The following is a 24,273-nucleotide window of genomic DNA, read 5'->3' as shown; positions in this document are numbered from 1 at the left end:
GCCCTGCAAATGCGTTTGCAGGGCTGACCGGAAACTCGGACAAAATCTCTTCCTGGTCTGCCCTTCGTGGCCGTGCGGCGTCGAACCTTTGAGCGTTCGCGCCTGCATTTGAATCCGTCGCCGCGCTTCGACACGCACATCCGATGCTGGTGGATGATGGTGTCGTGATTGCCGGCAAGACCAGAGAACTGATCGTGACCCTCGTCAATGTACGCAATCTCGGCGTGACGCTGAACGCGCCGCTGTTTTCCGAACTGAATTTTGTCGTCAATGCCGGCGACCGGATCGGCCTCCTCGCCGCCAACGGCCGCGGCAAATCCACGCTGCTGCGCTGCATCGCAGGCAGTATGGACCCCAATGAAGGCGACATCACCCGCTCGCGTGGCCTGACCGTCGGCCATGTCGAGCAGGATGCACCGCCGAGGCTGCTCGATATCCCGTTCCATGCCGCCGTGCTCGAGGCACTACCCGGCGAGCAGCGCGCCAGCGAGGGCTGGCGGGTCGACGTCGCCTTGCAATCGCTTGAGGTGCCGGAGGAGTTGTGGGCGCGACCGCTCAAGCAACTGAGCGGCGGCTGGCTGCGGCTTGCGCTGCTCGCCCGCGTGCTGGTGACCGAGCCCGACGTGCTGCTGCTCGACGAGCCGACCAACCATCTTGACCTCGCCAAGATCGGCCGGCTTGAGGCCTGGTTGAATGCGTTGCCGCGCGAGATGCCCGTGGTGATCGCAAGCCACGACCGCGCCTTCCTCGATGCGACCACCAACCGGACGCTGTTCCTGCGCCCGGAACGGTCGCAGCTGTTCTCGTTGCCCTACACCGCGGCGCGCGCGGCGCTCGACGAATTCGATGCCTCGGACGAGCGGCGCTTTCAGCGCGACATGAAGGCCGTCCGGCAGCTCCGGCAGCAGGCCGCCAAGCTCAACAACCTCGGCATCAATTCCGGCAGCGACCTTCTGTTGTCGAAGACCAGGCAATTGAAGCAGCGCGCCAGGAAGCTGGAGGAGACGGCGAAGCCGGCGCATCTGGAACGCTCTGCCGGCACGATCCGGCTCGCCAATCGCGACACCCATGCCAGGGTTCTGATCAGGCTGAACAACGCCGCGATCGCCACCCCCGACGGCAGGCCGTTGTTCAGGACCGGCCAGCAATTCATCTGCAAGGGCGACCGCATCGCGCTGCTCGGGCCGAACGGCGCGGGCAAGACCCGGTTCGTCGCGGCGCTGCGGCTGGCGATCCAGGACGCGGAGGCGGCGCCCGCCGAGATCAAGGCCACCGAGTCGCTGGTGCTTGGCTATTGCGACCAGGCGCTGGCCGACCTTGCCGACGGCGACACGCCGATGCGCATGCTGACGCGACGTTTCGAGGTCGGCGACCAGCGTGCGCGCGGCCTGCTCGCCGGTGCCGGGCTCTCGATCGAGATGCAGGGCCGCCCGATCGGGCGGCTGTCGGGCGGGCAGAAGGCCCGTCTCGGCATGCTGGTGCTGCGGCTCACCCAGCCGAACTTCTATCTGCTCGACGAGCCGACCAACCACCTCGACATCGAGGGGCAGGAAACGCTGGAGGAGGAACTGATGGAGCAGCAGGCCAGCTGCCTCTTGGTGTCGCACGACCGCCAGTTCGTGCGCACGGTGGCCAACCGGTTCTGGGTGATCGAGGGCAAGAAGCTGATCGAGGTCGATGGACCCGAACATTTCTTTGCCTCGGTCACAGCAGTATGATGAAGGCAGGTTGAATCAGTCTTGCGGCACACTGGCTGCACCTCTCCCGCTTGCGGTGGAGGTCGCATCGCATCGAAGATGCGATGCGGGTGGGGGCTCTCTCCACAATATGACTTGCGGAGAGAGCCCCCACCCCAGCCCTCCCCCGCAAGCGGGAGAGGGGGCGCACTGCCTTCGCGATTGCCATTCAATCTAATCTCGTCGTGCTTTAGAGCCGCGCCCTTGACGCACTTCTTTTCCGCGAACACGTATTCCGTTCGCATGCGATAGGCGTTGCGCATGGCGGACTATGACGTCGCGATCATCGGCGGTGGCCTGAACGGCACGAGCGTTGCTCGCGACGCGGCCGGCCGCGGCCTGCGCGTGATCCTGCTGGAGCAGGGGGATCTCGGCTCCGGCGCGTCGCAGGCCTCGCCGCGGCTGGTCCACGGCGATCTGGCCGGGCTGGAGCGGCGGGAGTTCTTCCGCGTCCGCAGGGCGCTCAGGGAACGCGATGTGTTGCTGCGCATCGCGCCGCATCTGGTGCGGCCGGCGCGCTTTGCGATCCCGGCGCATGCCGAGGAACGGCCGCCGTGGCAATTGCGGTCGTTGCTGCTGCTCTACGAGCGTTTGGCCTCGCGCAGCGGCCTGCCGCGCTCGACGACGCTGGATGTCACCCACCATCCGGTCGGCAATGCGCTGAAGCGGCCGTTCGGAACCGCGTTCGAATATTCCGACTGCGTCGTCGACGATTCGCGGCTCGTCGTGCTCAACGCGGTCGATGCCGCGGCGCGCGGCGCCGATATTTCGCACCGGCGCGCGCGTGACCCGGGCCGAGCGCGGCGAGACTTGGCGGCTGGTCGCGATCGACCGCGGCTATCGGCGGGTGATCACGGCGCGGTCGCTGGTCAACGCGACCGGCGCGTGGACCGCCTCCGTCGCCGACACCGTCTTGCGCGTGCCGGCGCCACCGCTTGCGACCGTGCAGATCAGCCAGATCGTGGTGCGCCGCCTGTTCGACTGCGACAACGTCTATGCGTTCCAGAACTCCGACGGACAATTGATCTTCGCCAGCCCCTATGAGCGCGACTTCACCCTGGTCGGCAGCATCAGCCATCCCTTCAAGGGCGATCCCGCCATTGTCGCGATGGGCGTGCGTGAGGTGGCCTATCTCTGCGACGCGGCCAATCGCTATTTTCGCGAGCAGATCACCCCGGCCGATGTGCTGCGAACGATTTCCGGCGCCAATTCCGTCGTCGCTCCCGCGCGCCGGCACATCTGCGATGGTGCCGCATCGCTTGATTACCGTCGGGGCAAGGCGCCGCTGCTCACGATCTTTGGCGGCGACGTCACCACGGCGCGGTGCCGCGCCGAGCGGGCGGTCTCGGAGTTCACGCGGTTCTATCCGATGACGCCGCGCTGGACCGCGACAGTGCCGCTGCCGGGGGGCGAATTCGCGTGGCAGCGCTTCGAGACCGAGGTCGACATCGCGCGCGACCGCTGGCGCTTCCTGGGCGAGGCCCAGGCGCGGCGGCTGGTGGCCGCCTATGGGTTGAACGTGAAGGATATCCTGGGCGACGCGAAGCAGAAGGCCGATCTCGGCCCGGCCTTCGGCCCGGAGCTGACTGGAGCTGAGGTGCGCTACCTCATGCGCAAGGAATGGCCGCGCTTTCCCGACGATATCCTGTGGCGCCGCTCCAAGCTCGGCCTGACCATGCCGCAAGCCGATCAGGATGCGCTCGCGGTGTTCATGGCGAAGGGCGATTGAGCGCACTCTCAAACCTGCCCTTGCAAAGGGGAGGTCGCTTTGCTCGCCAGAGCAAAGCGGGCGGGGATCCTGCCTCCATGACAATCGGTGTCGCTTGCGGCCGACCCCCATCCCGACCTTCCCCCTTTCAGGGGGAAGGAGAACAGGTCCAACAGCGGCTATTGCCGCGCCGCCTCCTGCGACCAGGCGAGGTCACGCTTGGATGGACGGCGATGCAGCCGCTCCGAGATCAGGCTCGTCGCTTGCCGGCCTTGACCCGCGCGCAGGCACGCGACGATGAAGGTGTCCTCCCACAATTCGCGTTGCGCATGGCTGCCGCCGATCCGCGCCAGCTCGGGCATCAGCGGCGCCAGGATGCGCACGGCGCGCTCATGATCGCCGGCGGCGAAGGCGGCAATGCCCCGGCCGAGCCCGATCGCGGCAGGGCCGGGCGCCAGTTTGCCGTCGGCGTCGCGCGCCGCCATCTCGGCCAGCCGCGTCTCCAGCGCATCGTTGTTGGTCGCGGCTGCGACCAGCGCGTGGTGCACGTCGGCGAAATGCGCGCCGGCCTTCGGGAAGTAGCCGTCGCCATAGGCGGCGACATCCTTCCAGTGCTGATCGAGGCCGGTCTTGCCGGCGACCGACAGCCGCCACAGCAGCGAGGCCGTGTCGGTATAGATATTGAGCGGCGGATAGGGCCGGTTGGCCGGCTTGATGTGCTGCTCGTAGATGTCGAGCGCGCTGTCGGCGTCGCCTTCCTCGATCGCGATCAGAGCGAGATGCCAGGCGAGATGGCCCTGCAGGAAGCTGGTGCGATCATTCGCCGGCAGCCATGCCGAGAGGAAGCTGCGGCCTTCCGCCGCTTCGCCTTGCTCGAACAGCGCATGCGCCACCGCATGCGCGGCGCCGGCGTTCTCCGGCTTCAACGCATAGCCGCGCTCGGTGATGGCCCGGCCCGAGACGGGGTCGCCGGCTTCAGTCTTGGACCAGCCGAGATAGGTGAGGAACCACCAATCGTCGCCATAGTCGCTGGCGTAACGTTCGGAGATCGCGAGCCGCGCGGCGTCGTGGTCGGGCCGGCCGGAGAAGGCGTAGAGGCCGAAGGCGCCGAGCAACAGCGACAGCACCTGCGCATCGCGCGGATATTCGGCGAGATGCTGTTCGGCTGCTGTCATCGCCTTCTTGCCCTGGCCTTCGATCACGGACGCGATGATCTCGATGTGCTGGCGCTCGCGCGGACTCGCGGCCGCCGCCAGCCGCCGCGCATCGTTCGCCTCGGCGCGGGCCTTGGCGCCCTCCATGTTGAGCTGGTGCACGCGGGCGCGGCCGAGATGGGCCAACGCGAAATCGGGGTCCTCGGCGATCGCCGCCTCGAACGCCGCATCGGCGCCGAGCAACGCCGCCAGCATCCGGTCGACGCCGTCGACATAATAAGCGGCGGCGCGGTCCGAATCGGTCGTCAGCGGCAGGCCGTAGCGGTCGCAAATCATCGGTTGTCCTCCCGAATTCGGCTGCGAAGTCTAGGGCATGTACTGATAAAGGCAACGAGCCCTTCGGGCTCACGTCTGCTTAGCCCTCGACAGCATCGCAAGAGCGGGCATCGCCGGAGGTCCGAGTTGGGTCAATAGGGGATAGGGTTGCAGCTCTCATGTTGACGGCGACGAGGACCAGGCCGTTGGACAGGGCGCTTCACCCGACAAATGCTTCCCTCTCGTCTTGAGCAAACGCCGCAAAATGGGTTGCCCTTCGTCCGGTTATTTCTTCCACCGCACCAGAAACCCGTGCGGTGTATCCCAACTTCATAATTTGATAGTGCTCCAACAGGCCTTCAACGATTTCAGCAGGCATGCCTGCGCCCAGCATAGAAGTGCGTGCGGCTTCGGCTGGCACATCCACATACTTGATCACTTTCCCAGTTGCCGAAGAAAGAATATTTGCAATCTCGGCACCAGAAAGTGCCTCTGGCCCCGACAGGTAATACGCCTTGTTCTGATGACCTTCTTCCGCCAAGACCCGAAAAGCAACCTGGGCAATATCGCGGGCATCAACGTATGCCGTTTTTCCGTCGCCATGCGGCGCATAAAAGGCTCCATGATCGCGAATGGTATGCGAACTGAAATTGCTGAAGTTCTGCATAAAGGAATTTGACCGCAAGAAAGTATGAGCAATGCCGGACTGCTCGATTTCTTTTTCGACTGCTCTATGCCACTTGGCCATTGTGTCCAATTCGATTTCAGCCCCGCCGCCCGATAATTTCACAAGATGTTTCACACCGGCGCTTTTAGCTGCGCGAATGATTGACGAAGAAAGTTCAACCATGTTCGGAACCAGAGGAGTTGCAAAGTATACTTTTTGGATTCCGCCCATTGCTTTTACCAGAGAGCTGACATTGCTTAGATCGGCTTGAACCAGTTCGACTCCCAACGCTTGCAGTTCGCGTTTGTCGCTCGTCGGGCGAACGGTAGCGCGCGTTTTGTGGCCGTTCTTCGCCAGACGTTTTGCCAATTCTTTGCCCGTTGTTCCTGTGGCTCCAATCACCAAAATAGCTGCGCTCATAGCAGATAAACTCCTCTCATCGGTTACGTTCACTCAGCCCCTCAACAGAACGGGTGGCCCAGCGTCTAGCTATCCCAGCGAGTGCGCAGGAATCCAAGCAGAGTGATGGTCGCTGCCACGACGATGCTGACGGCTACTACTGTGAAAGCGGTGTGCAGACTCGCATCGCCTCGCAGAACCAGCGCCATCGCGGCGAGTGCAAATAGGCAGCGCACCACGCTTGCGGTCATCGGCCAGAAGATGCGTCGCGCCCCCTGTCCGATAAAGTAGAGTTCGAGAATCACGCCTATTCCTGCATAGAAGGGCGCGACCACATGCAGGTATTCGGTGCCGACCGCTACAATGGCGCTATCGCTGGTAAACAGCCCGAGCCAGAGTTGCGGGAAGAGTGAAACGAACACTCCAACGAGTCCAACCACACCGGCAACAAACAGTAGGTTCACGATGGCCGCGCGCCGGGCACGCGCCACGTTGCCTGCGCCCAGGTTCGTACCCACCAGCGTGATTGCGGCAGTTCCGCAGCCGAACATCACCGGAGACAGCAGCATCTCGAGGCGGGAGGCAATGCCGTAGCCGGCGATGGCGGCTGAGCTCACCGCACCGGCCGCGGCGGTCAGGGCGGTGACTGACACGGCTAACATGACGACGTTGATCGACGACAGCAAGCCGACGCCGAGGATCGCACTGAAATGCTGGCGCCGCAGCGGATAGCGTCGCAGGCGTAGCGTCGAGAAGGGCGAACGCATGTAGACGACCACCACGACCAGCGCGCCGGTATTGCATAACACCTGGGCCATACCGGCGCCCGCCACACCCATGCGCGGCGCACCCAGCCAGCCGTTGATCAATACCGGCGACAGGATCAGGCCGACCACTACGCCGCCCATTATGGTCATCGCCGGCACCTTGACGTTGCCGGTTCCGCGTAGCGCCGCTTGCAACAGCAACAGGATCCAGGATGAGATCGCGCCGCCGAACAGGATGTTGGAGTAGAGAACGGCAAAGTCCAGCGATGCTCCGCTGCCGCCAAGGCTGCGGTACAGCGCGGGCCCGGCCACCAGCGCCAATAGGGAGAACAGTCCGCCGCCTGCTGCGCCGATGACCACCGCATGCCACGCCAGGCTTTCCGCATCGTCCTGGCGGCGGGCGCCGATGGCGCGGGCGATAGCGGAGGACACACCGCCGCCGATGCCGGCACTCGCTACCGTGGTCATTAGCAACAGGGCGGGAACCACCAGCGATGCCGCGGCGATCGCGTTCAGGCCCAGTGCACTTACGAAATAGGTTTCGGCGACACTGAGCAACGTCGTCATGAACAGCACGGCAGCCGTCGGCAAGGCAAGGCGGATCAACTGTGGCAACAGCGGACCGTGGATCAGTTTGTTGATCGGCAAGTTGTCAGGAGGCGGAGAAACCTTCTCGACCTCACTAACGAGAGTAGCGGACATGGCTTTTCCTAAGGTAAGAAGGAGACCGCCCGACGATGCGCGGACGATGACAGCGCTAAATGCAAGCGCTTAGGCGAGAGCTTCTCGAGGCAAGTGGCTGTCGCACCCATGGGCTTCCTTTCGTGTTGCAATCAGGCAACTTCGTAACGCGTCGCGCGCGATCCGCACCGCCACCGCGACTCCACCAAGCCGGGCCGCATCGAATGATCGGGTGCGACGGAAAATGACTGTTGCGAGGTGGCAAACGAGCCGGCCCCGCGCCGAGGCGATCATCAGACGCGTGGGCTCGTTCAGGCGGTCGTGGCGGGTCGTGTGAATTCCACGGCGTGCGCCTGCACGAACTCGCGCATGCTCGTCGGCGCCTGGCCCGTTAGCCGCATGAAGTCGTCGGTCATGCGGTCGTAACGGCCCTGCTGATGCAGCCGTGCCATCGCAGCGAGGTGGGCCAGCAGGTGCTCCGGAAGACCGAGCTCGCGCATCCTGCCGATCCAGGCATCGACCGGAACGTCACGGTAAATGATCGTGCGCCCGAGCACCTCAGAGAAGACTTTCGCGAAAGTGGGTCAGGTCGGCCGACTCCGGTCCGGTGAAGTCGTAGATGCGGCCGATGTGCGGAGCCGGCTCGTCCAGCACCAATGCGACGGCGCGTGCGACGTCCACCGCGGAGATGGGCGCGGTACGGCCGCCGCCAAATGGCAGCACGAGCGCATCGCTGTCGCGGACGCCCGCCGCGGCGGCCGCCTGGAAGAAGCCTTCGAGGAACACCGTCGGCCGCATCGTGACGACCGGCAGGCCGGACCATGCAAGCGCCTGTTCCGCCAGCCAGTGCAGCTTGTGTTGCGGGCTGTCGGTGGTCTCGGTGATGCTCATTTGCGAGACCGTCATCTGCGACATGTTCACAATGGCCTCGACGCCATGGTGGCGCGCGACCGCGGCGAGGTTGACGGTGGCCTCGAGATAGGCTGCCGACACCGACATTCCGAAGTAGATGCGCTTGCAGCCCTCGACGGCGCGATGCACTGCGGCGAGGTCAGTCAGGTCGCCCACGATGACCTCGGCGCCGAGGCGACGAAGGCCTTCCGCCCGCGCGTCTTCTCGTCGCACCATGGCGCGCACCTTGTGGCCTCTGCCCAACAGCATCTCAGTGACATTGCGGCCGATGCCGCCTACGGCGCCAGCCGCTCCGGTCACGAGGATCGGGTGCTCATGTCTTGTCGTCATGTTGGGGGAAGGGGCGGCCATTGCTTGCTCCTGAGAACGGGGTTATTGTTTATACGACGTATAACTTATACGGCGTAAAAGCAAGAGGGCCAATGCCGCGAAGTGCCGATCCGGAGCTGCCTCACAGGATATTGAAGGCCGCGGACGCCCTGTGGCAGTCCGGCGGCGTGGAGGCCGTCACGATCCGAGGGGTGGCGGCGGAAGCGGGCACCACGACGCCGACAGTCTATAGTTACTACGCCGACCGGGAGACGCTGCTGACGGGATTGCGCACGCTCGCCTTTCAGCGCTTCTCGGCCTACCTGGCGAAATCACGCGACCTCCGGGACACTTGCGAGCGACATCTCGCCTTTGGCACCAACCACCCCCGCGATTATGAATTGTTGTACGGGCGCGGCTGGATGGAGCGTGTCACAGCCGATGCGCAGGCCGGTGAAATCGAACGATACACTGCCCATCTGGTGCGCGCCGGCGTCGAGCCAGGCAAGGCCGCCCGCGTCGCGTATCCAATCATGATGATGCTGCATGGCGTGGTGATGCACCGGCTGTTAAACAGAAAGCCGAGTGCTCTTGGCAGAACCATCGCGGAAGCCTGTCTCGAGGCCTGCATGACGCTACTTGAGAGCGCGAAGCAGCGAAAATAGCGCATTGCGATTGAGAAACCGCAGAGTGCGCCGGGTAGACCAAAGCTGGCGTCCAAAGACGCAGGCGATAGTGCTACGAAGTTTACATAGCGACAAATGTGATGTCCGCTGCGGGTCAAAGCGGTATGTTTCAGATTGAGCAAGTGTCTTCCGGTTTGTACCTCAAAGCCGACGCAACGCATTAATGGCCCGCCCCAGCAGAGGCGCGAAAGCCGACAATATTGCGGGAGATGTCCGCGAGGCGGTTGAGCCGCTGGCGATCCGCCGCTAGCTTGCCGTCAGGATTGGACCTTGCGGGGAATCGGGGCTTCTTGACGTGACATCGGGCGAAGCGAGTGCGGAGGCGGCAAAGCCGTTGCCAGAGCCGGCCGTCTCGGACATGCCGCTGCTGCGGATCGAGGGCGTCGCCAAGTCGTTCGGAAATTTCCGCGCGGTCGACCGGCTCTCGCTTGACATCCGCGCCGGCGAATTCTTCGCGCTGCTCGGCCCGAGCGGCTGCGGCAAGACCACGCTGCTGCGCATGCTCGCAGGCTTCGAGACGCCGGACGAGGGCCGCATCCTGCTCGGCGGCAATGACATCGCCCAGGTGCTGCCGCACGAGCGGCCCGTCAACATGATGTTCCAGAACTACGCGCTGTTCCCGCATCTGTCGGTGCGCGACAACATCGCCTTCGGCCTCAGGCGCGCGGGCATGGCGCGTCGCGATATCGCGACCCGCGTTGCCGAGATGGTGGCGCTCGTCAAGCTTGAGGGGCTCGAGAAGCGCAAGCCAGACCAGCTCTCCGGCGGACAGCGGCAACGCGTGGCGTTGGCGCGCTCGCTGGCGCGCCGCCCGCAGGTGCTGCTACTCGACGAGCCGCTCGCCGCGCTCGACAAGAAGCTGCGCGAGAGCACGCAAGGAGAGCTGATGGAGCTGCAGCGCCGGCTCGGCATGACCTTCATCATCGTCACTCACGATCAGGAGGAGGCGATGACGATGGCCGGACGGATCGGGGTGATGGATGCCGGCCGTCTGGTCCAGGTCGCCACCCCGCGCAACCTCTATGAGGCGCCGGCGTCGCGGTGGATCGCCGGGTTCGTCGGCGACATCAATCTGTTCAACGGCCAGGTCGCCGCCCGTGAGAATGGACGGTTGACGGTCTCGACCGTGGAAGCAGGCACGCTCGCGGTCAGCGAACTGTGGCCGTCGGTGACCAAGGAGGTGGTCAGCGTCGCGATCCGCCCCGAGAAGGTCAAGCTGTCGCGCCGCGCGCCGGCGTCGGACGCGGGTGCATCGCAGATGATCAACCGGCTGGAGGGCGTCGTCATCGACGTCAATTATCTCGGCGGTGTGACGAGCTACCGGGTGAAGCTGGAGACGGGCGCGGTGGTGCGCTCGTCGATGGCCAACACCGCGCGGCTCGATGTCGACGCCTATCTCGCCGGCCAGCGCGTGGTGGCGTGGTTCACCGCCGACGACTGCCTGGTGCTCGAGCAATGAGCGCGCGCCGCATCTTCGCCCGGCCGGCGCGGCTCGCCGCGATCGCGCCCTACCTCTGGATGGTGCTGTTCTTCCTGGTGCCGTTCGGCTTCGTGCTGAAGATCAGCCTGTCGCAGACCGCGATCGCGCAGCCGCCCTATACGCCGGTGTTCGATTTCACCGCGGGCCGGACGGCGCTGGCGGCTGCGTTTGCGCAATTGTCGTTCGATAATTTCCGCCTGCTGCTGCAGGACAATCTGTACATCCTGTCCTATCTGCGCAGCCTCGTCGTCGCGGTGACCTCGACCCTGATCCTGCTGCTGATCGGCTATCCCATTGCCTATGGCATGGCGCGGCTGCCGCAGCGCTGGCAGGGCGTGGCGATGATGCTGGTCATCGTGCCGTTCTGGACCTCGTTCCTGATCCGCATCTATGCCTGGATCAACATCCTGCAGCATGACGGCCTGCTCAACCAGATCCTGCTGGCGCTGCATGTCGTGTCCGCGCCGGTGGTCTGGCTGTCGACCGACAGCGCGATGTATCTCGGCATCGTCTACTCCTATCTGCCGTTCATGATCCTGCCGCTCTATGCGACGCTCTCGAAGATGGATGCGTCGCTCCTGGAAGCGGCGGGCGATCTCGGCGCCTCGCCGCTGCAGGCGTTCTGGCTGGTGACGTTCCCGCTATCGCTGCCGGGCGTCGGCGCCGGCGCGCTGCTCTGCTTCATTCCGATCGTCGGCGAATTCGTGATTCCCGATCTTCTCGCCGGGTCCAATTCGCTGATGATCGGGCAGACGCTGTGGCTTGAGTTTTTCACCAACAAGGACTGGCCGGTGGCGTCAGCCGCGGCGATCGCATTGCTGCTGCTGCTGGTGCCTCCGCTCGTGCTTTACGACCGCCTGCAACGGCGGCAGCTCGAAGCGAGGCGCTGATGGCGCGCACCGTCACCAGCATCACGCGCTTCAACACGACGTCGCTGGCGCTCGGGCTGGCGTTCCTTTATCTGCCGATCGTCATCCTCGTGGTCTACTCGTTCAACGCCTCGCGGCTGGTGACGGTGTGGGGCGGCTGGTCGCTGCGCTGGTACCACGAGTTCTTCAGCGATCGCGCCATGCTGGAGGCGGCGTGGATGAGCCTGTCGGTCGCCGCGGTGTCGGCGACGCTGGCCACCCTGCTGGGCACGCTGGCCGCGGTTGGGCTGGCGCGCGGCGAACGGTTCCGCGGACGGGCGCTGTTCTCCGGCATGCTGTATTCGCCGCTGGTGATGCCGGAGGTGATCTCCGGCCTGTCGCTGCTGCTGCTGTTCGTGGCGCTGAATGCCGAGCGCGGCTTCTGGACGGTGACGATCGCCCACACCACGCTGACGATGTGCTTCGTCACCGTGGTGGTGCAGTCGCGCCTCTCCGCGCTCGACCGCAGCCTGGAGGAGGCCGCGATGGACCTCGGCTGCGATCCGGTGCGCGCGTTCCTTCTGGTGACGCTGCCGCTGATCGTGCCGGCGATCATAGCCGGCTGGATGCTGGCCTTCACGCTGTCGCTCGACGACGTCGTGATCGCGAGCTTCACCACCGGTCCCGGCTCGGCGACGCTGCCGATCCGGATCTATTCCGAGGTTCGGCTCGGCGTGAAACCCGAGATCAACGCGATCTGCACGCTGGTGATCGCGCTGATCGCCGTGATCATCGTGGTCGCCTCGTTCGCCTCGAAACTGTCGAGCGCGCGCGGCGAGAGCGCCGCGCCGCTGTAGATTCTTGTTTGACGCGTTTTCTTCACGCGAACCGGTGTCCACTTCGCTCGAAAACGCTCTGGCCTCACGACTTGACGGCGCCGGCCGTCAGCCCGCCGACCATGTAACGCTTGAAGGCGTAGTACACCGCGGCCGGCGGCAGCGCGTAGATGAAGCCGGTGGTCATCAAGAGCTCCCACGGCGAATCGTCGGCGGCGAGGAAGTTGCCGAGCGCGACCGGCAGCGTGATGTCGGTGTCCTTCGACAGCAGCAGGAACGCATAGAGATATTCGTTCCAGGCGAGCAGGATCGCGTAGGTGCCGACCGCGACCAGCGAGGGCATCATCAGCGGCACATAGACCAGGCGGAACAGCTGCAGCGTGGTGGCGCCGTCCATCGTCGCGGCCTCGTCGAGCTCGACCGGCAGCTTGTCGGAGGCCTGCTTCAGCACCCAGATCGCGTAGGGCGCGGCGATCGTCACCATCGCGAGAATCAGCGACCAGTGATTGTTGAGCAGGCCGTAGGTCCCCATGGTGCGATACATCGGCACGGCGAGGAATGCCGCCGGGATGAAGTAGGTGAACAGCGCCAGGTTCATCACAGCCCGGCCGCCCGGCACGCGCAGCCGCGAGATCGAGAACGCGGCGGCGGTGGCGACGAACAGCGTCAGCGCGCCGACGGCGAGCGCGATCACGGCCGAATTCCAGAACTGGATCCAGAAGTCGCGCAGGAAGTAATGCTGCTGGTGGAATACGATCGAGAAATTGTGCAGCGTCGGATGTGTCGGCCACAGCTTGCCGGTGAACGCGTCCTCCTTCGGCGAGATCGCGAATACGAACATGTGGTAGATCGGGATCATGGTCCAGATGAAGACCGGGATGCCGATCAGCAGCAGCTTGGCTTCGGTGCCGACTTCGCGGAGGGTGGGCAGCTTCATCGCGACAACCGTTTCATCATGTAATAGACCAGCGGCAGCACGAACGGCATCGCGCAGACGATCGAGGCCATCGCCAGCGACAGCTGGTCGAGCCTGAGATAGCGGATGCCGAGGGTCGACAGCACGTGGGTGAGGTCGGCGGGCCCGCCGCCGGTGAGCAGATAGACGCTGTTGAAATCGCCCAGTGTCCAGATCATCGAGAGCAGCGTGCAGGTGATGTAGAGCGTCTGCATCGACGGCCAGGTGATATAGCGGAATTTCTGCCACCAATTGGCGCCGTCGACGTCGGATGCCTCGTACAGATCGTGCGGGATAGCGAGCCGTCCGGTCAGCAGGATCAGCGTCCAGAACGGCAGCGATTTCCAGATGTGCACGCCGATCGCCATCGCGAGCGCGACCGCCGGATCGTTCAGCCAGTTCGGGCCGTCGTCGCCGGTGAACTTGAAGATCAGCTGGTTGACCACGCCCCATTCGGGATTGAGCATGAAGCGCACCGACAGGATGGTCGGGATCGACGGCACCGCCCAGGGCAGGATGAAGATCACAGACAGCCACCTGATCCAGGGCCGCTGCTGGGCGAAGAAGCCGGACAGGAACAGCGCGATCAGCATCTTGATGTTGATGCCGATGACCAGGAAGATCAGCGTGTTGACGGCCGCGCGCGCGAAGATCGGGTCATTATAGAGCGCGACATAGCTCGACGGATGGCGCGCCAGCCACAGGCCGTAGCCGACCGGATAGACCACGAAGGCGAGGAAGACGAGCAGATAGGGCACGAGCAGCACGATGCCCCAGACCTGCGGCGGCGACAGCCGTGCCGACAGTGGCGGCGAGGGGACGTCGGATGCGGAGAGCGTGATCGCCATATACGTTACCCTACACCCCGCTGTCGTCCCTGCGAAAGCAGGGACCCATAACCACCGGCTTTCGTCGTTGTGCGAAAGCCGTCGACCAGTATTCTCGAAAACGACCGCCGCGGCGTATGGGTCCCTGCTTTCGCAGGGACGACCAGGGAAATGTGCTGCGGCAGCCGGTCTCGCAACGCTACCCCGCCACCTGCTTGATGCGGGCGATCAGTTCGTCGACGGCCTTGTCCACCGGCACCTTCTCGCTGACGACGCGGTTCATGGCCTTGGCCCAGACGTTCTCATTGTTCAGGATGGTGAACTTCCAGTTCTTGGTAAAGTCGAACGGCGCGGTGCCGCCGGTGAACTGATTCCAGACCGCCTTGCGATGCCGGTCGGCCTGCCAGAACGGGCTCGCCTGGCTGGCCTTGGTCACCGGGAACCAGCGGCCGAGCGCACCTTCGATATAGGGCCGGACGTTGTCTTCCTGCATCAGGAAGCTGATGAACTGCTTGCCTTCCGCCTTGTTCTTGGCGTTGGCGAAGATCAGCCCGGTCTTGACGTCGGAGCGATACCGGATCGTCGAGCCGTCCGGTGCCTTCGGGAACGATGCCGTGATGATGTCGTGCTCGTAGGCCTGCTTGCCGGCGGCGCGCTGCGCGTCGGTCAGCGCCGGGTTGGTCGAATCCTCGAACCACTTCGCCGCAATCGAGATGGTGAAATTGTGGGTCATCACGATCGTCTTGTTGTGGAAGGCGACGTTGTTGTCCGGATCCTTCCAGGTCGTCGAGGAGGGCGGCGTGCAGCCCTTGATGTAGGTGTCGGTATAGTCCTTCAGCGCGTGGATCAGGCCGTCGCGCACCTTGGGATCGTCGACCAGGAGCTTGCCGTCGTCGTCGACCAGCTTGACGTGGTAAGCGTCCATGAAGGTGTAGAACGACTGGAACGAGTCGGTGGATTCCACGCCCATCGGCTGGCCGACGCCGTAGATGCGCTGGCCGGTCGCCTTGCGGATCGCCGGCTGCACCTTGTCGCACCAGAACGTCCAGTAATCCTCCCACTTGGTCGGGATGTCGGCGGCCTTGAAGCCGGCCTTCTCCAGCATGTCGCCCCAGATCTGGACGTGCATGCTCTGCTGCTTGAGCGGGAAGCCGTAATAGGACTTCTTCTTGGTGACGTCATTGTAGAGCAGGGCCGCTTCCAGCGTGTTCGGCGCGAAGGCGTCCTTCATCGGCAGCATGATGTCGGACAGGTCTTCGAGCTTGCCCTCGAATGCCCACTTGCCCTGCGCCTGCACATCGTAGGTGTCGGAATAGGCGACGTCGGGCACGGTGCCGGAATCCAGCGCGGCAACCGTCTTCGGAATCATGTCCTGGATCGCGTATTGCGACAGTTCGACCTTGATGCCGGTCTTGGCTTCGAATTTCTTGATCGTATCGAGCAGCGCGTCGTCTTCGGACTTGTAGAATCCCTTGCCCCACCAGACGGTGATCGTCTTGCCCTGGGCCAGAGCGGGTGCAGTTGCGGCGAACAAGCCGACCGCAGCGACCGCCATTGATAGCGCACCGATAACCTTGGATCTCACGTTCTTCTCCCCTCATGAGGCCGGCTTTTTAACCGGTTGGGGAAAACACTAGCGCATGCCCGTGACCCGATAAAGATGCCGCGTCGACGACTTCTGTAGGGGGCTCGCGGGAGAGTGTGGATCAGTCCCGCTGCATTGATGCGGAAAGTGAATGGATCGATCAGTTCGACCCTTGGTCAGTTCGACTTTGGTCAGTTCGATTTGGCATTCTCGGCCGCTGTCGCCGGTGCGTTGGTGGGTGCGCCGGCCGCGGCGTCGGGCGCGGCCGCGGGCCGTGCGGCGCCGCCGGTGATGCGCTCGATCACCGAACGCACCGCGTCGCGGGTCTTGCGATCCTTCACGGCGTCGAGCAGCGGGGCGGATGCGGGCGAGCGGCGGATCAGGCTTTCCGGATCGGGGAAGATCAACGGATCGTCCCACGGGCCTTGAATCACGAAGGGCAGATCGAACGCGGTGCCGCCGGCCGCCGCCGAGGTCAGGCTGGCGACGCCCTTGAGATCGTACTCGCGCGACGGCACCGAGGCGGTGCCGGTCAGCGTGATCTTCGCCGCGGGGCTCTCGACATGGATGTCGTCGGCGGTCGCGACGCCGTCGGCGAATTTCACCGAGACGCTGAGATTGTCATAGGGTGTCGAGCCGGAGCGGAAATTGCCGCCGCCGGACAGCGGCCGCTTCTCCAGCCGCCGTAGCAATTGCTCGACATTGAAGCCGGCGATCGCGCCGTCGTGCCCGTTCAGCGTCGCGGTGCCGTCCAGCGACGACGCGAGCCCGAACGGGCTCGAGCCAGACGCCGTCAGCGAGACGTTGAGGTTGCCGCGTCCGGACAGCTTGTTGATGCCGAACAGTTCGCTGGCGCAGGCCTGCAGATCGACATCGGTGAACTGGAATTGCGCCCTGACGTCGGCGACCGCATCGGAGCGCGCGATCGCGAACGAGCCCTTGGCGATGCCGCCATACATTTGCGCCTCGCCGACACTGAGCGCGAGCGCGCCGCCGCGCAGATTGGCGCCGAACGCGGTGCGGCCGAGCTTGGACGGGCCGACCGTCACCTTGGCGGCCGACAGGCGCATGTCGAGATCGGTCGACGACAGCGAGGAGAGGTCGAAGAGCTGCCTGTTCCAGTCGCGCTGGCCGCTGGCCAGCAGGCGGAACGTCGAGATGTAGGGCGTGAAATCGAGATTGCCGGCGGCAAGCGTCGCCTGCAGCGTCTGCCGGCCGTTATTGGCGTAGGTCATCACGCCCTCGGCGACATTGCCGTCGAGCTCGACATTGACATTGGTCAGCGCGACGGAGCCGCCGACCACATTGGCGCGGGCCTTCAGTGCGAAGCGGCCGAAGCCGCCACCGCCGCCGGGCGGCGCCTGTCCCATCCAGCGCAACGCGTTGCGCAGCGACGGTGAGTCCATGGTGGCGGTGCCTTCCATCATCAGGCTGGTGCGGTTGGCGACGGTTCCGTCGAACGCAACCTTCAGCGGTGCGCTGGCAAGCCGCGCCTTGAGGCCGGAGCGGTCGCCCGACAGCAACGCGACGAAATCGCTGGCGCTGATCGAGCCGTCGACGCGCTCGCCGCGCCAGTCGAACTGGCCGGTTGCGGCAAACGAACGCGAGATGGAGGGCCAGGCCAGCGAAAGGTCGATATCGCCGAGCTGTTCGGAGATGTGGTTGGTGCCGTCCTCGTAATTCAGCTCGCCGTCCTGGATCCGGATTTCCGAGAATGACACCTGGTTCTCGGCGCCGGGCGTCATCGTCTTGGCGATGGTCTCGACGAACGGGGTCCAGTTGCTCTCGCCGGCGCCGTCGCGAACCACGTGGATATGCGGGCGGAGCATCATGACGTCGGCAATCTCGAACCGCCGCAGCAACAGCGGCAGCAGGCGCAGGTTCGCGGTCAGCACGTCGACCTGCAAGGCCGGATCGGTGGTATCGGCTCCCTTCAGCCCGACATTGTGAAAGGAGACATGGCTGCCGGGAAACACCGAAACGTCGATCGGCCCGTTGACGACGAGCTCGAGCCCGGTCACGGCGCGAATCTGCGCTTCCACCGCGCTCCGCAGCGCGTCCCGGTTCAGGAACCATGACGCTCCGACCAGCCCCACGAGCGCCAGGCCGAGAAGCGCCGCGATCGGCATCCCCAGGCGCTTAATTCCTTGGGCCATCGTCAATGACATATCCGGGTCGGGTTGAGTTTTGTCGGGTCGTCGTCGAACACTGCCGGCTGCGCAATGGAAGCCGGTGCCAACCCACGCAACTTGAAGGGTTTTCTTGTCGCTTTCAAGGCCATGTTGACGTCGCAGGCCGCCGCCGGTCGCCGCACGGGGCCGTGATTGACGCATCGCGAAGATTTCGCCTAATAATCCGCTGGACAGAGCCGTTCCGCGCCCTCCATCAGGTATTCATTGCATGAACAAGGTTTATCCCGACGCCAAATCGGCCCTCGATGGTCTCCTCAAGGACGGCATGATGATCATGTCGGGCGGCTTCGGCCTCTGCGGCATCGCCGAGACCCTGTCGGATGCGATCCGCGATTCCGGCGTCAAGGGCCTGACGGTCGTCTCCAACAATGCCGGCGTCGACGGCATCGGCCTCAGCCGGCTGCTGGAGACGCGCCAGATCAAGAAGATGATCTCGTCCTATGTCGGCGAGAACAAGCTGTTCGCCCAGCAATATCTCGCCGGCGAGCTCGAGCTCGAGTTCAACCCGCAGGGCACGCTGGCCGAGCGCATCCGCGCCGGCGGCGCCGGGATCCCGGCCTTCTACACCAAGACCGGCGTCGGCACGCTGATCGCCGAAGGCAAGGAAGTGAAGGAATTCGACGGCGAGAAGTACATCATGGAACGCGGCCTGTTCGCCGACCTCGCCATCGTGCATGCCTGGAAGGGCGACACCGCCGGCAACCTCGTCTACCGCAAGACCGCGCGCAACTTTAACCCGATGATGGCGACCGCGGCGAAGGTCACCGTCGCCGAGGTCGAGCATCTGGTGCCGGCCGGCGAGATCGACCCGGACCACATCCACACCCCCGGCATCTTCGTCAAACGCATCATCGAGGTCGGCACGGGTAAGAAGCGGATCGAGTTCCGCAACACCCGTCCGCGGCCCGCCGCTTAACGCATGATCCGGAAAACCGGCCACCGGTTTTCCGGCAAGATCATGCGCAACTAAGACATAACTCTTCAGGAGAGCCTCATGGCCTGGACCCGTGAACAGATGGCCGCCCGCGCCGCCAAGGAGTTGCGCGACGGCTATTACGTCAATCTCGGCATCGGCATCCCGACGCTGGTCTCGAACTACATTCCCGAAGGCATCGACGTCAGCCTGCAGAGCGAGAACGGCATGCTCGGCATGGGCCCGTTTCCTTACGAGGACGAGGTCGACGCCGACCTCATCAATGCCGGCAAGCAGACCGTGAGCGAGTTGCCCTCGACCAGCTATTTCTCGTCGGCCGATTCCTTCGGCATGGTGCGCGGCGGGCATATCGATCTGTCGATCCTCGGCGCCATGCAGGTGGCGCAGAACGGCGACCTCGCCAACTGGATGATCCCCGGCAAGATGGTGAAGGGCATGGGCGGCGCGATGGACCTCGTCGCCGGCGTCAAGCGCGTCGTGGTCGTGATGGAGCATTCCGCCAAGGACGGCCCGAAGCTGCTCAAGCAGTGCAATCTGCCGCTGACCGGCGAGCGCGTGGTCGACATGGTCGTGACCGACCTTGCGGTGTTCACCATCGACAAGCACGGTAAGGACGGCATGGCGCTGATCGAGCTCGCCGACGGCGTCACGCTCGACGAGGTCAAGGCCAAGACCGAGGCGGAATTCCGCGTCGCGCTGACGAACACCTGAGATGACCGGTGCGGGACGATCCACGATCCGTCCCGCACGATCCGACGACGCCGGCTTCATCGCCCGTATCGTGCTGGCCGCGCAGCGCGGCCCGCAGCCGCGCGGCTGGTTCGACATCGCGCTCGACCGGCCGGAGGCGGAATGCCTGGCGTTCATGGCGCGGCTCGCCGTGGCGCGCGTGCGCTCATGGTACCATGTCGCCCATTTCCTGATCGCTGAGGTCGACGGCGTGCCGGCGGCCGCGCTGTGCGCCATGCCTGCATCCGGCACGGTGGTTGCGGCACGCGCGGCGATCGAGGAGGTTGCGGCCGAGATCGGTGCGGATGCCGACGCTATCGTCGCGCGCGGCGGCTATGCCCGCAATTGCTGGGTCCAGGGCGGCGAGCGCGACTGGCTGATCGAGCACGTCGCAACCGCAGCGTCGCATCGCGGCGGCGGTCTGGCGCAGGCCCTGATCGCCCGCGCGCTCGCCGACGGCAACGCCGCCGGCTATGCACAGGCATCGATCTCGTTCGTGATCGGTAACGACGCGGCCGAGCGCTGCTACACCATGGCCGGCTTTGCCTTCGCCGAAGAGAAGCGCGATGCGGCATTCGAGGCGCTGACCGGCGCGCCGGGTTTTCGCAGATTTGCGCGGGGAATATGAGGCGGCGGCAGGCATGCCGCATCCACCGCCGTCGTCCTGGCAAAAACCAGGCCGACGATGAGGATGGTTCTCGATTCAAGTTGTCACACCACGCAGTGTCATCACCCGGCTTGAGCCGGGCGATCCAGTATTCCAGAGACCGCGGTGCTTGAGCCGAGGGGCCGCGGCGTACTGGGTGCCCCGCATGAAGCGGGGCATGACAGCGGATATATGGTGGACAGTATCGTTCTCACGCCGCGACCTTCACCTTCACCGGGTGCACCGCGCGGAAGCCGATCGCGATCCGGTTCCAGGCGTTGATGGCACCGATCAGCGTGGTCAGGTTGACCAGCTCGCTGTCCGTGAACTGCGCGCGCACCGCCTCGTAGTCGGCGTCGGGCGCATGCGTCTCTGCAACCAGCGTCAGCGCTTCGGTCCAGGCCAGCGCCGCGCGCTCGCGCTCGCTGTAGAGCGGCGACTCGCGCCAGGCGTTGAGCAGATAGAGCCGCTGCTCGGTCTCGCCATGCTTGCGGGCGTCTTCGGTGTGCATGTTGATGCAGTAGGCGCAGCCGTTGATCTGCGAGGCGCGGGTCTTCACCAGTTCGATCAGCGACTGCTCAAGGCCGCTCGCCGTGATCTGGCTTTCGACCGCAACCAGCGCTTTGATCGTCTCGGGGGCGGCCTGGTAGAAATTCATGCGGGGTTTCATGGTCGTTCTCCTTGGTTATGGGGTCAGTGAAAAGGGTTAGTGTGCACCGCCGCCGCCAGCGAGTTGGCCCGGCTTCTTCAGGAACAGCGCCGCCACCAGCGCCACGATCAGCGCCACACCGAGCAAATAGAAGGTGTCGCTGAAGGCAAGGATGTAGGCCTGCTTCTGCACGACCTTGCCGACCGCCGCGATCGCGCGGTGGGTGGCGTCGGCGTGATCGGCAACGCCGTGGTTCAGGAAATACTGGGTCAATCCCTCAATCCGCGTTCGGGTCGCCTGTTCCAGCATGGAGACCGACTGCATCAGCACGTTGGAGTGATATTGCTCGCGCTTGGTCAGCAGTGTCTGCAGCGCGGCAATGCCGATGGCGCCGCCGAGGTTGCGCATCATGTTGAACAACGCTGACGCCGATCCGGCATTCTCCGCCTCGATTCCGGCCGTCGCAACTGCCGACAGCGGAGCGAATGCCAGTGCCTGACCGACGGCACGGACGACATTGGGCCAGAGCAGTTGATCGGCTGCATAGTCGTTGGTCATGTAGATGTTCATGAAGTTGGAGCCAGCGAACAGCGCAAATCCGACGCCGATGACGATGCGGGGATCGAAGCGCTGCATCAGCCGCGGCACCAGCGGGATCAGCACAAGCTGCGGCAGGCCGGTCCAGGCCAGCACCATGCCGATCTGCTCGGCGTTGTAGCCCTGGATGCGCGACAGATATTGCGGCAGGATGAACACCGATCCGTACAGCGCGATACCGAGCAGGAAGTTGGCCAGCATGCCGAAGCCGAAATTGCGGCGGGCGAGCAGGCGCAGATTGAGCAGCGGCTTCGCGACGGTGAACTCGACGATGAGGAAGGCGACCAGCGCCACGGCTGCGATCACCGACAGGCGGACGATGAAGGGCGAGCCGAACCAGTCGTCCTTGTTGCCTTCTTCCAGCACGGTCTGCAGCGCGGCGAGGCCGATCGCCATGGTGATGATGCCGAGCCAGTCGCCCTGGCGGATCAGCGACAGTTTCATCGGGCTCGGATCGAGCGAGACGTACAGCATCCCGATCATCACGGCGCCAGGCACCAGATTGACATAGAAGATGTACTGCCAGCCCCAGTTCTCGGTGAGATAGCCGCCGATGGTCGGGCCGATCGCCGGCGCGAATGTCGCCGACAGCGCGAACAGCGCAAGCCCGATCGGCTGCTTCGCCTTCGGTAGCAGCTTGATGATCAACGTGAATGCCATCGGGATCAGCACGCCGCCGGTGAAGCCCTGCACGGCGCGCAGCGCGATCATCTGCGGCAGGTCTTGCGCCAGCGCGCAGGCGCCGGAGAATACCAGGAACAGGAACGCGTTGGTGAGCAGATAGATCCGCACCGAGAACACCTGCGCGAGCCAGCCGGACAGCGGGATCACCACGATCTCGGCGATCAAATAGGAGGTCGAGATCCAGCCGCCGTCATCGATGCCCGCGCCGATGCCGCCTTGGATGTCGGCAAGCGAGGCATTGACGATCTGGATGTTGAGCACCGCCATGAACGCGCCGAGCGTGGCGCCGATCACCGCGATCCAGGTCCTCGTCGGGATCGCAGGCGCGGCAGGCGCTGCGGGGGCGGTGAGATCAGCGGCATTGGCGGTGGGCTGGAGCGCGGTCATCGGGATCGTCCTTGCTTGCCCAGATAAGATGTATTAGGCGGCCAGTTTCGATAATCCGGGAAAGACTGGAAGGATTGTCCGGCAGAAATTGATAATCGACACCGCGGCCACTGCGGCCCCGTGGGGTCGACGAGTGAGGTGGACACATCTCTCAGGCTCCCTCTCCCCTTGCGGGAGAGGGTGGGGAGAGGGGTGGCCCCGGGCGCGCTGACGTCAATTTGCCGGAACTGCTTCAATCCTGCCGACGCGTCACTTGCAGCAGGTGCGCAATCGCGATCCGTCTGATCTCAGCGCCAGCGGCACCCCTCTCCCCAACCCTCCCCCGCAAGGGGGGAGGGAGCCCTTCCACCGGCGTGCGCGGAACGAAGAAGGTCACAGCAAAGCGCGATCGACCCTCACGGCCGATCGCGTCAAATCAGTCAAAGAACGTTCGAACGCTAACCGCCGCTCGCACGTGTCGCCGACGCCAGCCGCCGCTTCTCCTCGCGTTCGGCCAGCACGGTCGCCTTGGTGTTGACGGTCGGGATCGCCGACATGCCCGGCCGCAAGAGACCGGTGAGGCTGTGATCGTCGAGCACGATCTTCACCGGCACGCGCTGCACGATCTTGGTGAAGTTGCCGGTGGCGTTGTCCGGCGGCAGCAGCGCGAATTCGAGACCGCTGGCCGGCGACAGGCTGTCGACATGGCCCTTCAGCGTGGTGCCGTGAAAGCTGTCGACAGTGAGCTCGACCGGCTGGCCGTTGCGCACGTGGGTCAGCTGCGTCTCCTTGAAATTGGCGACCACATAGACCGCATCGAGCGGCACCACCGCCATCAGCTGGGTGCCGGCCTGCACGTATTGGCCGACGCGGAGCGTGCGGGCGCCGACCGTGCCGTCGACCGGCGCGGTGATCCGTGCGTAGGACAGGTTCAGCTCGGCCTGCTGCTCGACCGCGCGGGCCCGGTCGGCCTGCGCGACAGCCTGGGCGCGCTGTGTGGTCAGCACATCGACCTTGCGCTGCGCCGCCGACAGCGCCGACTTCGCGTGCTGCAACTGCGCGGTAGTGCTGCGCAGCGCCGCGTCGGTCTGCTGCGCGCGTTGAATGGTGCCGGAGCCGGACTTCATCAGGCCGTCGTAGCGGCTCTGCTCTTCCCGGGCGAATTTCAGATTGGCCTCGGCGGCTTCGACATCGGCGGTGCTCTGGTCGATGATCGGCTGCTGCAGCTCGAGCTGGGCGTCGAGGTTGCGCACCGAGGCGTCGGCGGCGTCGACATCGGCCTTGGCCTGGCCGAGCGCCGTACGGTAATCACGGTCGTCGATCTCGGCCAGCAGCTGGCCGGCCTTCACCGGCTGGTTGTCGGTCACCAGCACGCGGGCGATGTAGCCCGAGACTTTCGGGGCGATGATCGTGGAGTCCGCCTTCACATAGGCGTCGTCGGTGGATTCGAGATAGTGGCCGGTGGTGAGGTAGTCGTAGCCGAAGTCGCTGGCCACGGCGACGCCGAGCAGGGCGGCAAGCCCGATGGCCACCCGCTTGACCGTCCGCCGCGACGGGCGGAGGCCGATTTTGGCAGATTCTTCAGGGATATAGGACGTGGTCGACATGATT

Annotated in this window: 20 protein-coding genes and 1 pseudogene; 9 read left to right on the top strand and 12 right to left on the bottom strand. The window is 64.7% G+C overall.

Annotated elements, in window-relative coordinates; translation table 11 throughout:
• Positions 1–143: 143 nt before the first annotated feature.
• Positions 144–1,718 (top strand): ABC-F family ATP-binding cassette domain-containing protein, encoded by a 1,575-nt coding sequence (locus tag ACVW1C_RS14280; protein ID WP_456758966.1) that lies wholly within the window; start codon positions 144–146, stop codon positions 1,716–1,718.
• Between the two features lie 279 nt (positions 1,719–1,997).
• Positions 1,998–3,465 (top strand): annotated as a pseudogene (locus ACVW1C_RS14275) (glycerol-3-phosphate dehydrogenase).
• A gap of 158 nt (positions 3,466–3,623) precedes the next feature.
• Here ACVW1C_RS14275 and ACVW1C_RS14270 read toward each other — a convergent pair.
• From ACVW1C_RS14270 to ACVW1C_RS14250, 5 genes are all read right to left on the bottom strand, one after another.
• On the bottom strand, positions 3,624–4,853 hold the full coding sequence (locus tag ACVW1C_RS14270) for a tetratricopeptide repeat protein (RefSeq protein ID WP_456763078.1): 1,230 nt from the start codon (positions 4,851–4,853) through the stop codon (positions 3,624–3,626).
• A gap of 280 nt (positions 4,854–5,133) precedes the next feature.
• Positions 5,134–6,000, bottom strand: a complete 867-nt coding sequence (locus ACVW1C_RS14265) for an SDR family oxidoreductase (protein ID WP_456758965.1) — start codon at positions 5,998–6,000, stop codon at positions 5,134–5,136.
• Positions 6,001–6,065: 65 nt separating this feature from the next.
• Complete coding sequence (locus tag ACVW1C_RS14260) at positions 6,066–7,448, bottom strand: MATE family efflux transporter (RefSeq protein WP_456758964.1); 1,383 nt, start codon at positions 7,446–7,448, stop codon at positions 6,066–6,068.
• A 290-nt stretch (positions 7,449–7,738) separates the two neighbouring features.
• Positions 7,739–7,984, bottom strand: a complete 246-nt coding sequence (locus tag ACVW1C_RS14255) for a hypothetical protein (RefSeq protein WP_456758963.1) — start codon at positions 7,982–7,984, stop codon at positions 7,739–7,741.
• 1 nt (position 7,985) lies between these two features.
• Positions 7,986–8,690 carry an NAD(P)H-binding protein gene (locus ACVW1C_RS14250; RefSeq protein ID WP_456758962.1) on the bottom strand — a complete coding sequence of 235 codons (705 nt, stop codon included), beginning with the start codon at positions 8,688–8,690 and terminating at the stop codon, positions 7,986–7,988.
• A 71-nt stretch (positions 8,691–8,761) separates the two neighbouring features.
• Between ACVW1C_RS14250 and ACVW1C_RS14245 the strand changes: the two genes are divergently transcribed.
• The 4 genes from ACVW1C_RS14245 (at position 8,762) to ACVW1C_RS14230 (ending at position 12,519) form a co-directional block, all read left to right on the top strand.
• On the top strand, positions 8,762–9,313 hold the full coding sequence (locus tag ACVW1C_RS14245) for a TetR/AcrR family transcriptional regulator (RefSeq protein ID WP_456758961.1): 552 nt from the start codon (positions 8,762–8,764) through the stop codon (positions 9,311–9,313).
• Positions 9,314–9,692: 379 nt separating this feature from the next.
• The gene (locus ACVW1C_RS14240; RefSeq protein ID WP_456763077.1) at positions 9,693–10,793 is read left to right on the top strand and encodes an ABC transporter ATP-binding protein; all 1,101 of its coding nucleotides are present in this window, start codon (positions 9,693–9,695) and stop codon (positions 10,791–10,793) included.
• Positions 10,790–11,704, top strand: coding sequence for an ABC transporter permease (locus ACVW1C_RS14235; RefSeq protein ID WP_456758960.1), 915 nt, complete (start codon positions 10,790–10,792; stop codon positions 11,702–11,704). The genes ACVW1C_RS14240 and ACVW1C_RS14235 overlap by 4 nt, the downstream gene beginning before the upstream one ends.
• Positions 11,704–12,519, top strand: a complete 816-nt coding sequence (locus ACVW1C_RS14230) for an ABC transporter permease (protein WP_456758959.1) — start codon at positions 11,704–11,706, stop codon at positions 12,517–12,519. The genes ACVW1C_RS14235 and ACVW1C_RS14230 overlap by 1 nt, the downstream gene beginning before the upstream one ends.
• A 64-nt stretch (positions 12,520–12,583) precedes the next feature.
• On the opposite strand, the gene ACVW1C_RS14225 is transcribed toward ACVW1C_RS14230, so the two are convergent.
• The 4 genes from ACVW1C_RS14225 to ACVW1C_RS14210 form a co-directional block, all read right to left on the bottom strand.
• Complete coding sequence (locus ACVW1C_RS14225) at positions 12,584–13,435, bottom strand: carbohydrate ABC transporter permease (protein ID WP_176533664.1); 852 nt, start codon at positions 13,433–13,435, stop codon at positions 12,584–12,586.
• Positions 13,432–14,301, bottom strand: coding sequence for a carbohydrate ABC transporter permease (locus ACVW1C_RS14220; protein WP_092123532.1), 870 nt, complete (start codon positions 14,299–14,301; stop codon positions 13,432–13,434). Before ACVW1C_RS14220 ends, ACVW1C_RS14225 begins: the two co-directional genes overlap by 4 nt.
• 178 nt (positions 14,302–14,479) lie before the next feature.
• Positions 14,480–15,865 (bottom strand): ABC transporter substrate-binding protein, encoded by a 1,386-nt coding sequence (locus ACVW1C_RS14215; RefSeq protein ID WP_456758958.1) that lies wholly within the window; start codon positions 15,863–15,865, stop codon positions 14,480–14,482.
• 191 nt (positions 15,866–16,056) lie between these two features.
• Positions 16,057–18,021 carry an AsmA family protein gene (locus tag ACVW1C_RS14210; protein WP_456758957.1) on the bottom strand — a complete coding sequence of 655 codons (1,965 nt, stop codon included), beginning with the start codon at positions 18,019–18,021 and terminating at the stop codon, positions 16,057–16,059.
• Positions 18,022–18,265: 244 nt separating this feature from the next.
• Between ACVW1C_RS14210 and ACVW1C_RS14205 the strand changes: the two genes are divergently transcribed.
• The 3 genes from ACVW1C_RS14205 to ACVW1C_RS14195 all read left to right on the top strand — a co-directional run bounded on the left by ACVW1C_RS14205 (position 18,266) and on the right by ACVW1C_RS14195 (position 20,348).
• Entirely contained in the window at positions 18,266–18,973 is a 708-nt protein-coding gene (locus ACVW1C_RS14205; protein WP_456758956.1) for a CoA transferase subunit A, read from the top strand.
• A gap of 78 nt (positions 18,974–19,051) precedes the next feature.
• A complete protein-coding gene (locus tag ACVW1C_RS14200; protein ID WP_456758955.1) occupies positions 19,052–19,702 on the top strand; it encodes a 3-oxoacid CoA-transferase subunit B in 651 nt (216 codons plus the stop codon).
• Between the two features lies 1 nt (position 19,703).
• Positions 19,704–20,348 carry a GNAT family N-acetyltransferase gene (locus ACVW1C_RS14195; RefSeq protein ID WP_456758954.1) on the top strand — a complete coding sequence of 215 codons (645 nt, stop codon included), beginning with the start codon at positions 19,704–19,706 and terminating at the stop codon, positions 20,346–20,348.
• A 229-nt stretch (positions 20,349–20,577) separates the two neighbouring features.
• On the opposite strand, the gene ACVW1C_RS14190 is transcribed toward ACVW1C_RS14195, so the two are convergent.
• From ACVW1C_RS14190 to ACVW1C_RS14180, 3 genes are all read right to left on the bottom strand, one after another.
• Complete coding sequence (locus tag ACVW1C_RS14190; protein ID WP_244069464.1) at positions 20,578–21,036, bottom strand: carboxymuconolactone decarboxylase family protein; 459 nt, start codon at positions 21,034–21,036, stop codon at positions 20,578–20,580.
• A 36-nt stretch (positions 21,037–21,072) separates the two neighbouring features.
• The gene (locus ACVW1C_RS14185; RefSeq protein WP_456758953.1) at positions 21,073–22,683 is read right to left on the bottom strand and encodes an MDR family MFS transporter; all 1,611 of its coding nucleotides are present in this window, start codon (positions 22,681–22,683) and stop codon (positions 21,073–21,075) included.
• A gap of 437 nt (positions 22,684–23,120) precedes the next feature.
• The gene (locus tag ACVW1C_RS14180) at positions 23,121–24,269 is read right to left on the bottom strand and encodes an HlyD family secretion protein (RefSeq protein ID WP_456758952.1); all 1,149 of its coding nucleotides are present in this window, start codon (positions 24,267–24,269) and stop codon (positions 23,121–23,123) included.
• Positions 24,270–24,273: the final 4 nt, after the last annotated feature.

The sequence above is a fragment of the Bradyrhizobium sp. USDA 4011 genome (genome assembly GCF_054063415.1).
The sequence above is the reverse complement of the archived record's forward strand: the minus strand, read 5'-3'. Positions and strand labels throughout refer to the sequence as shown.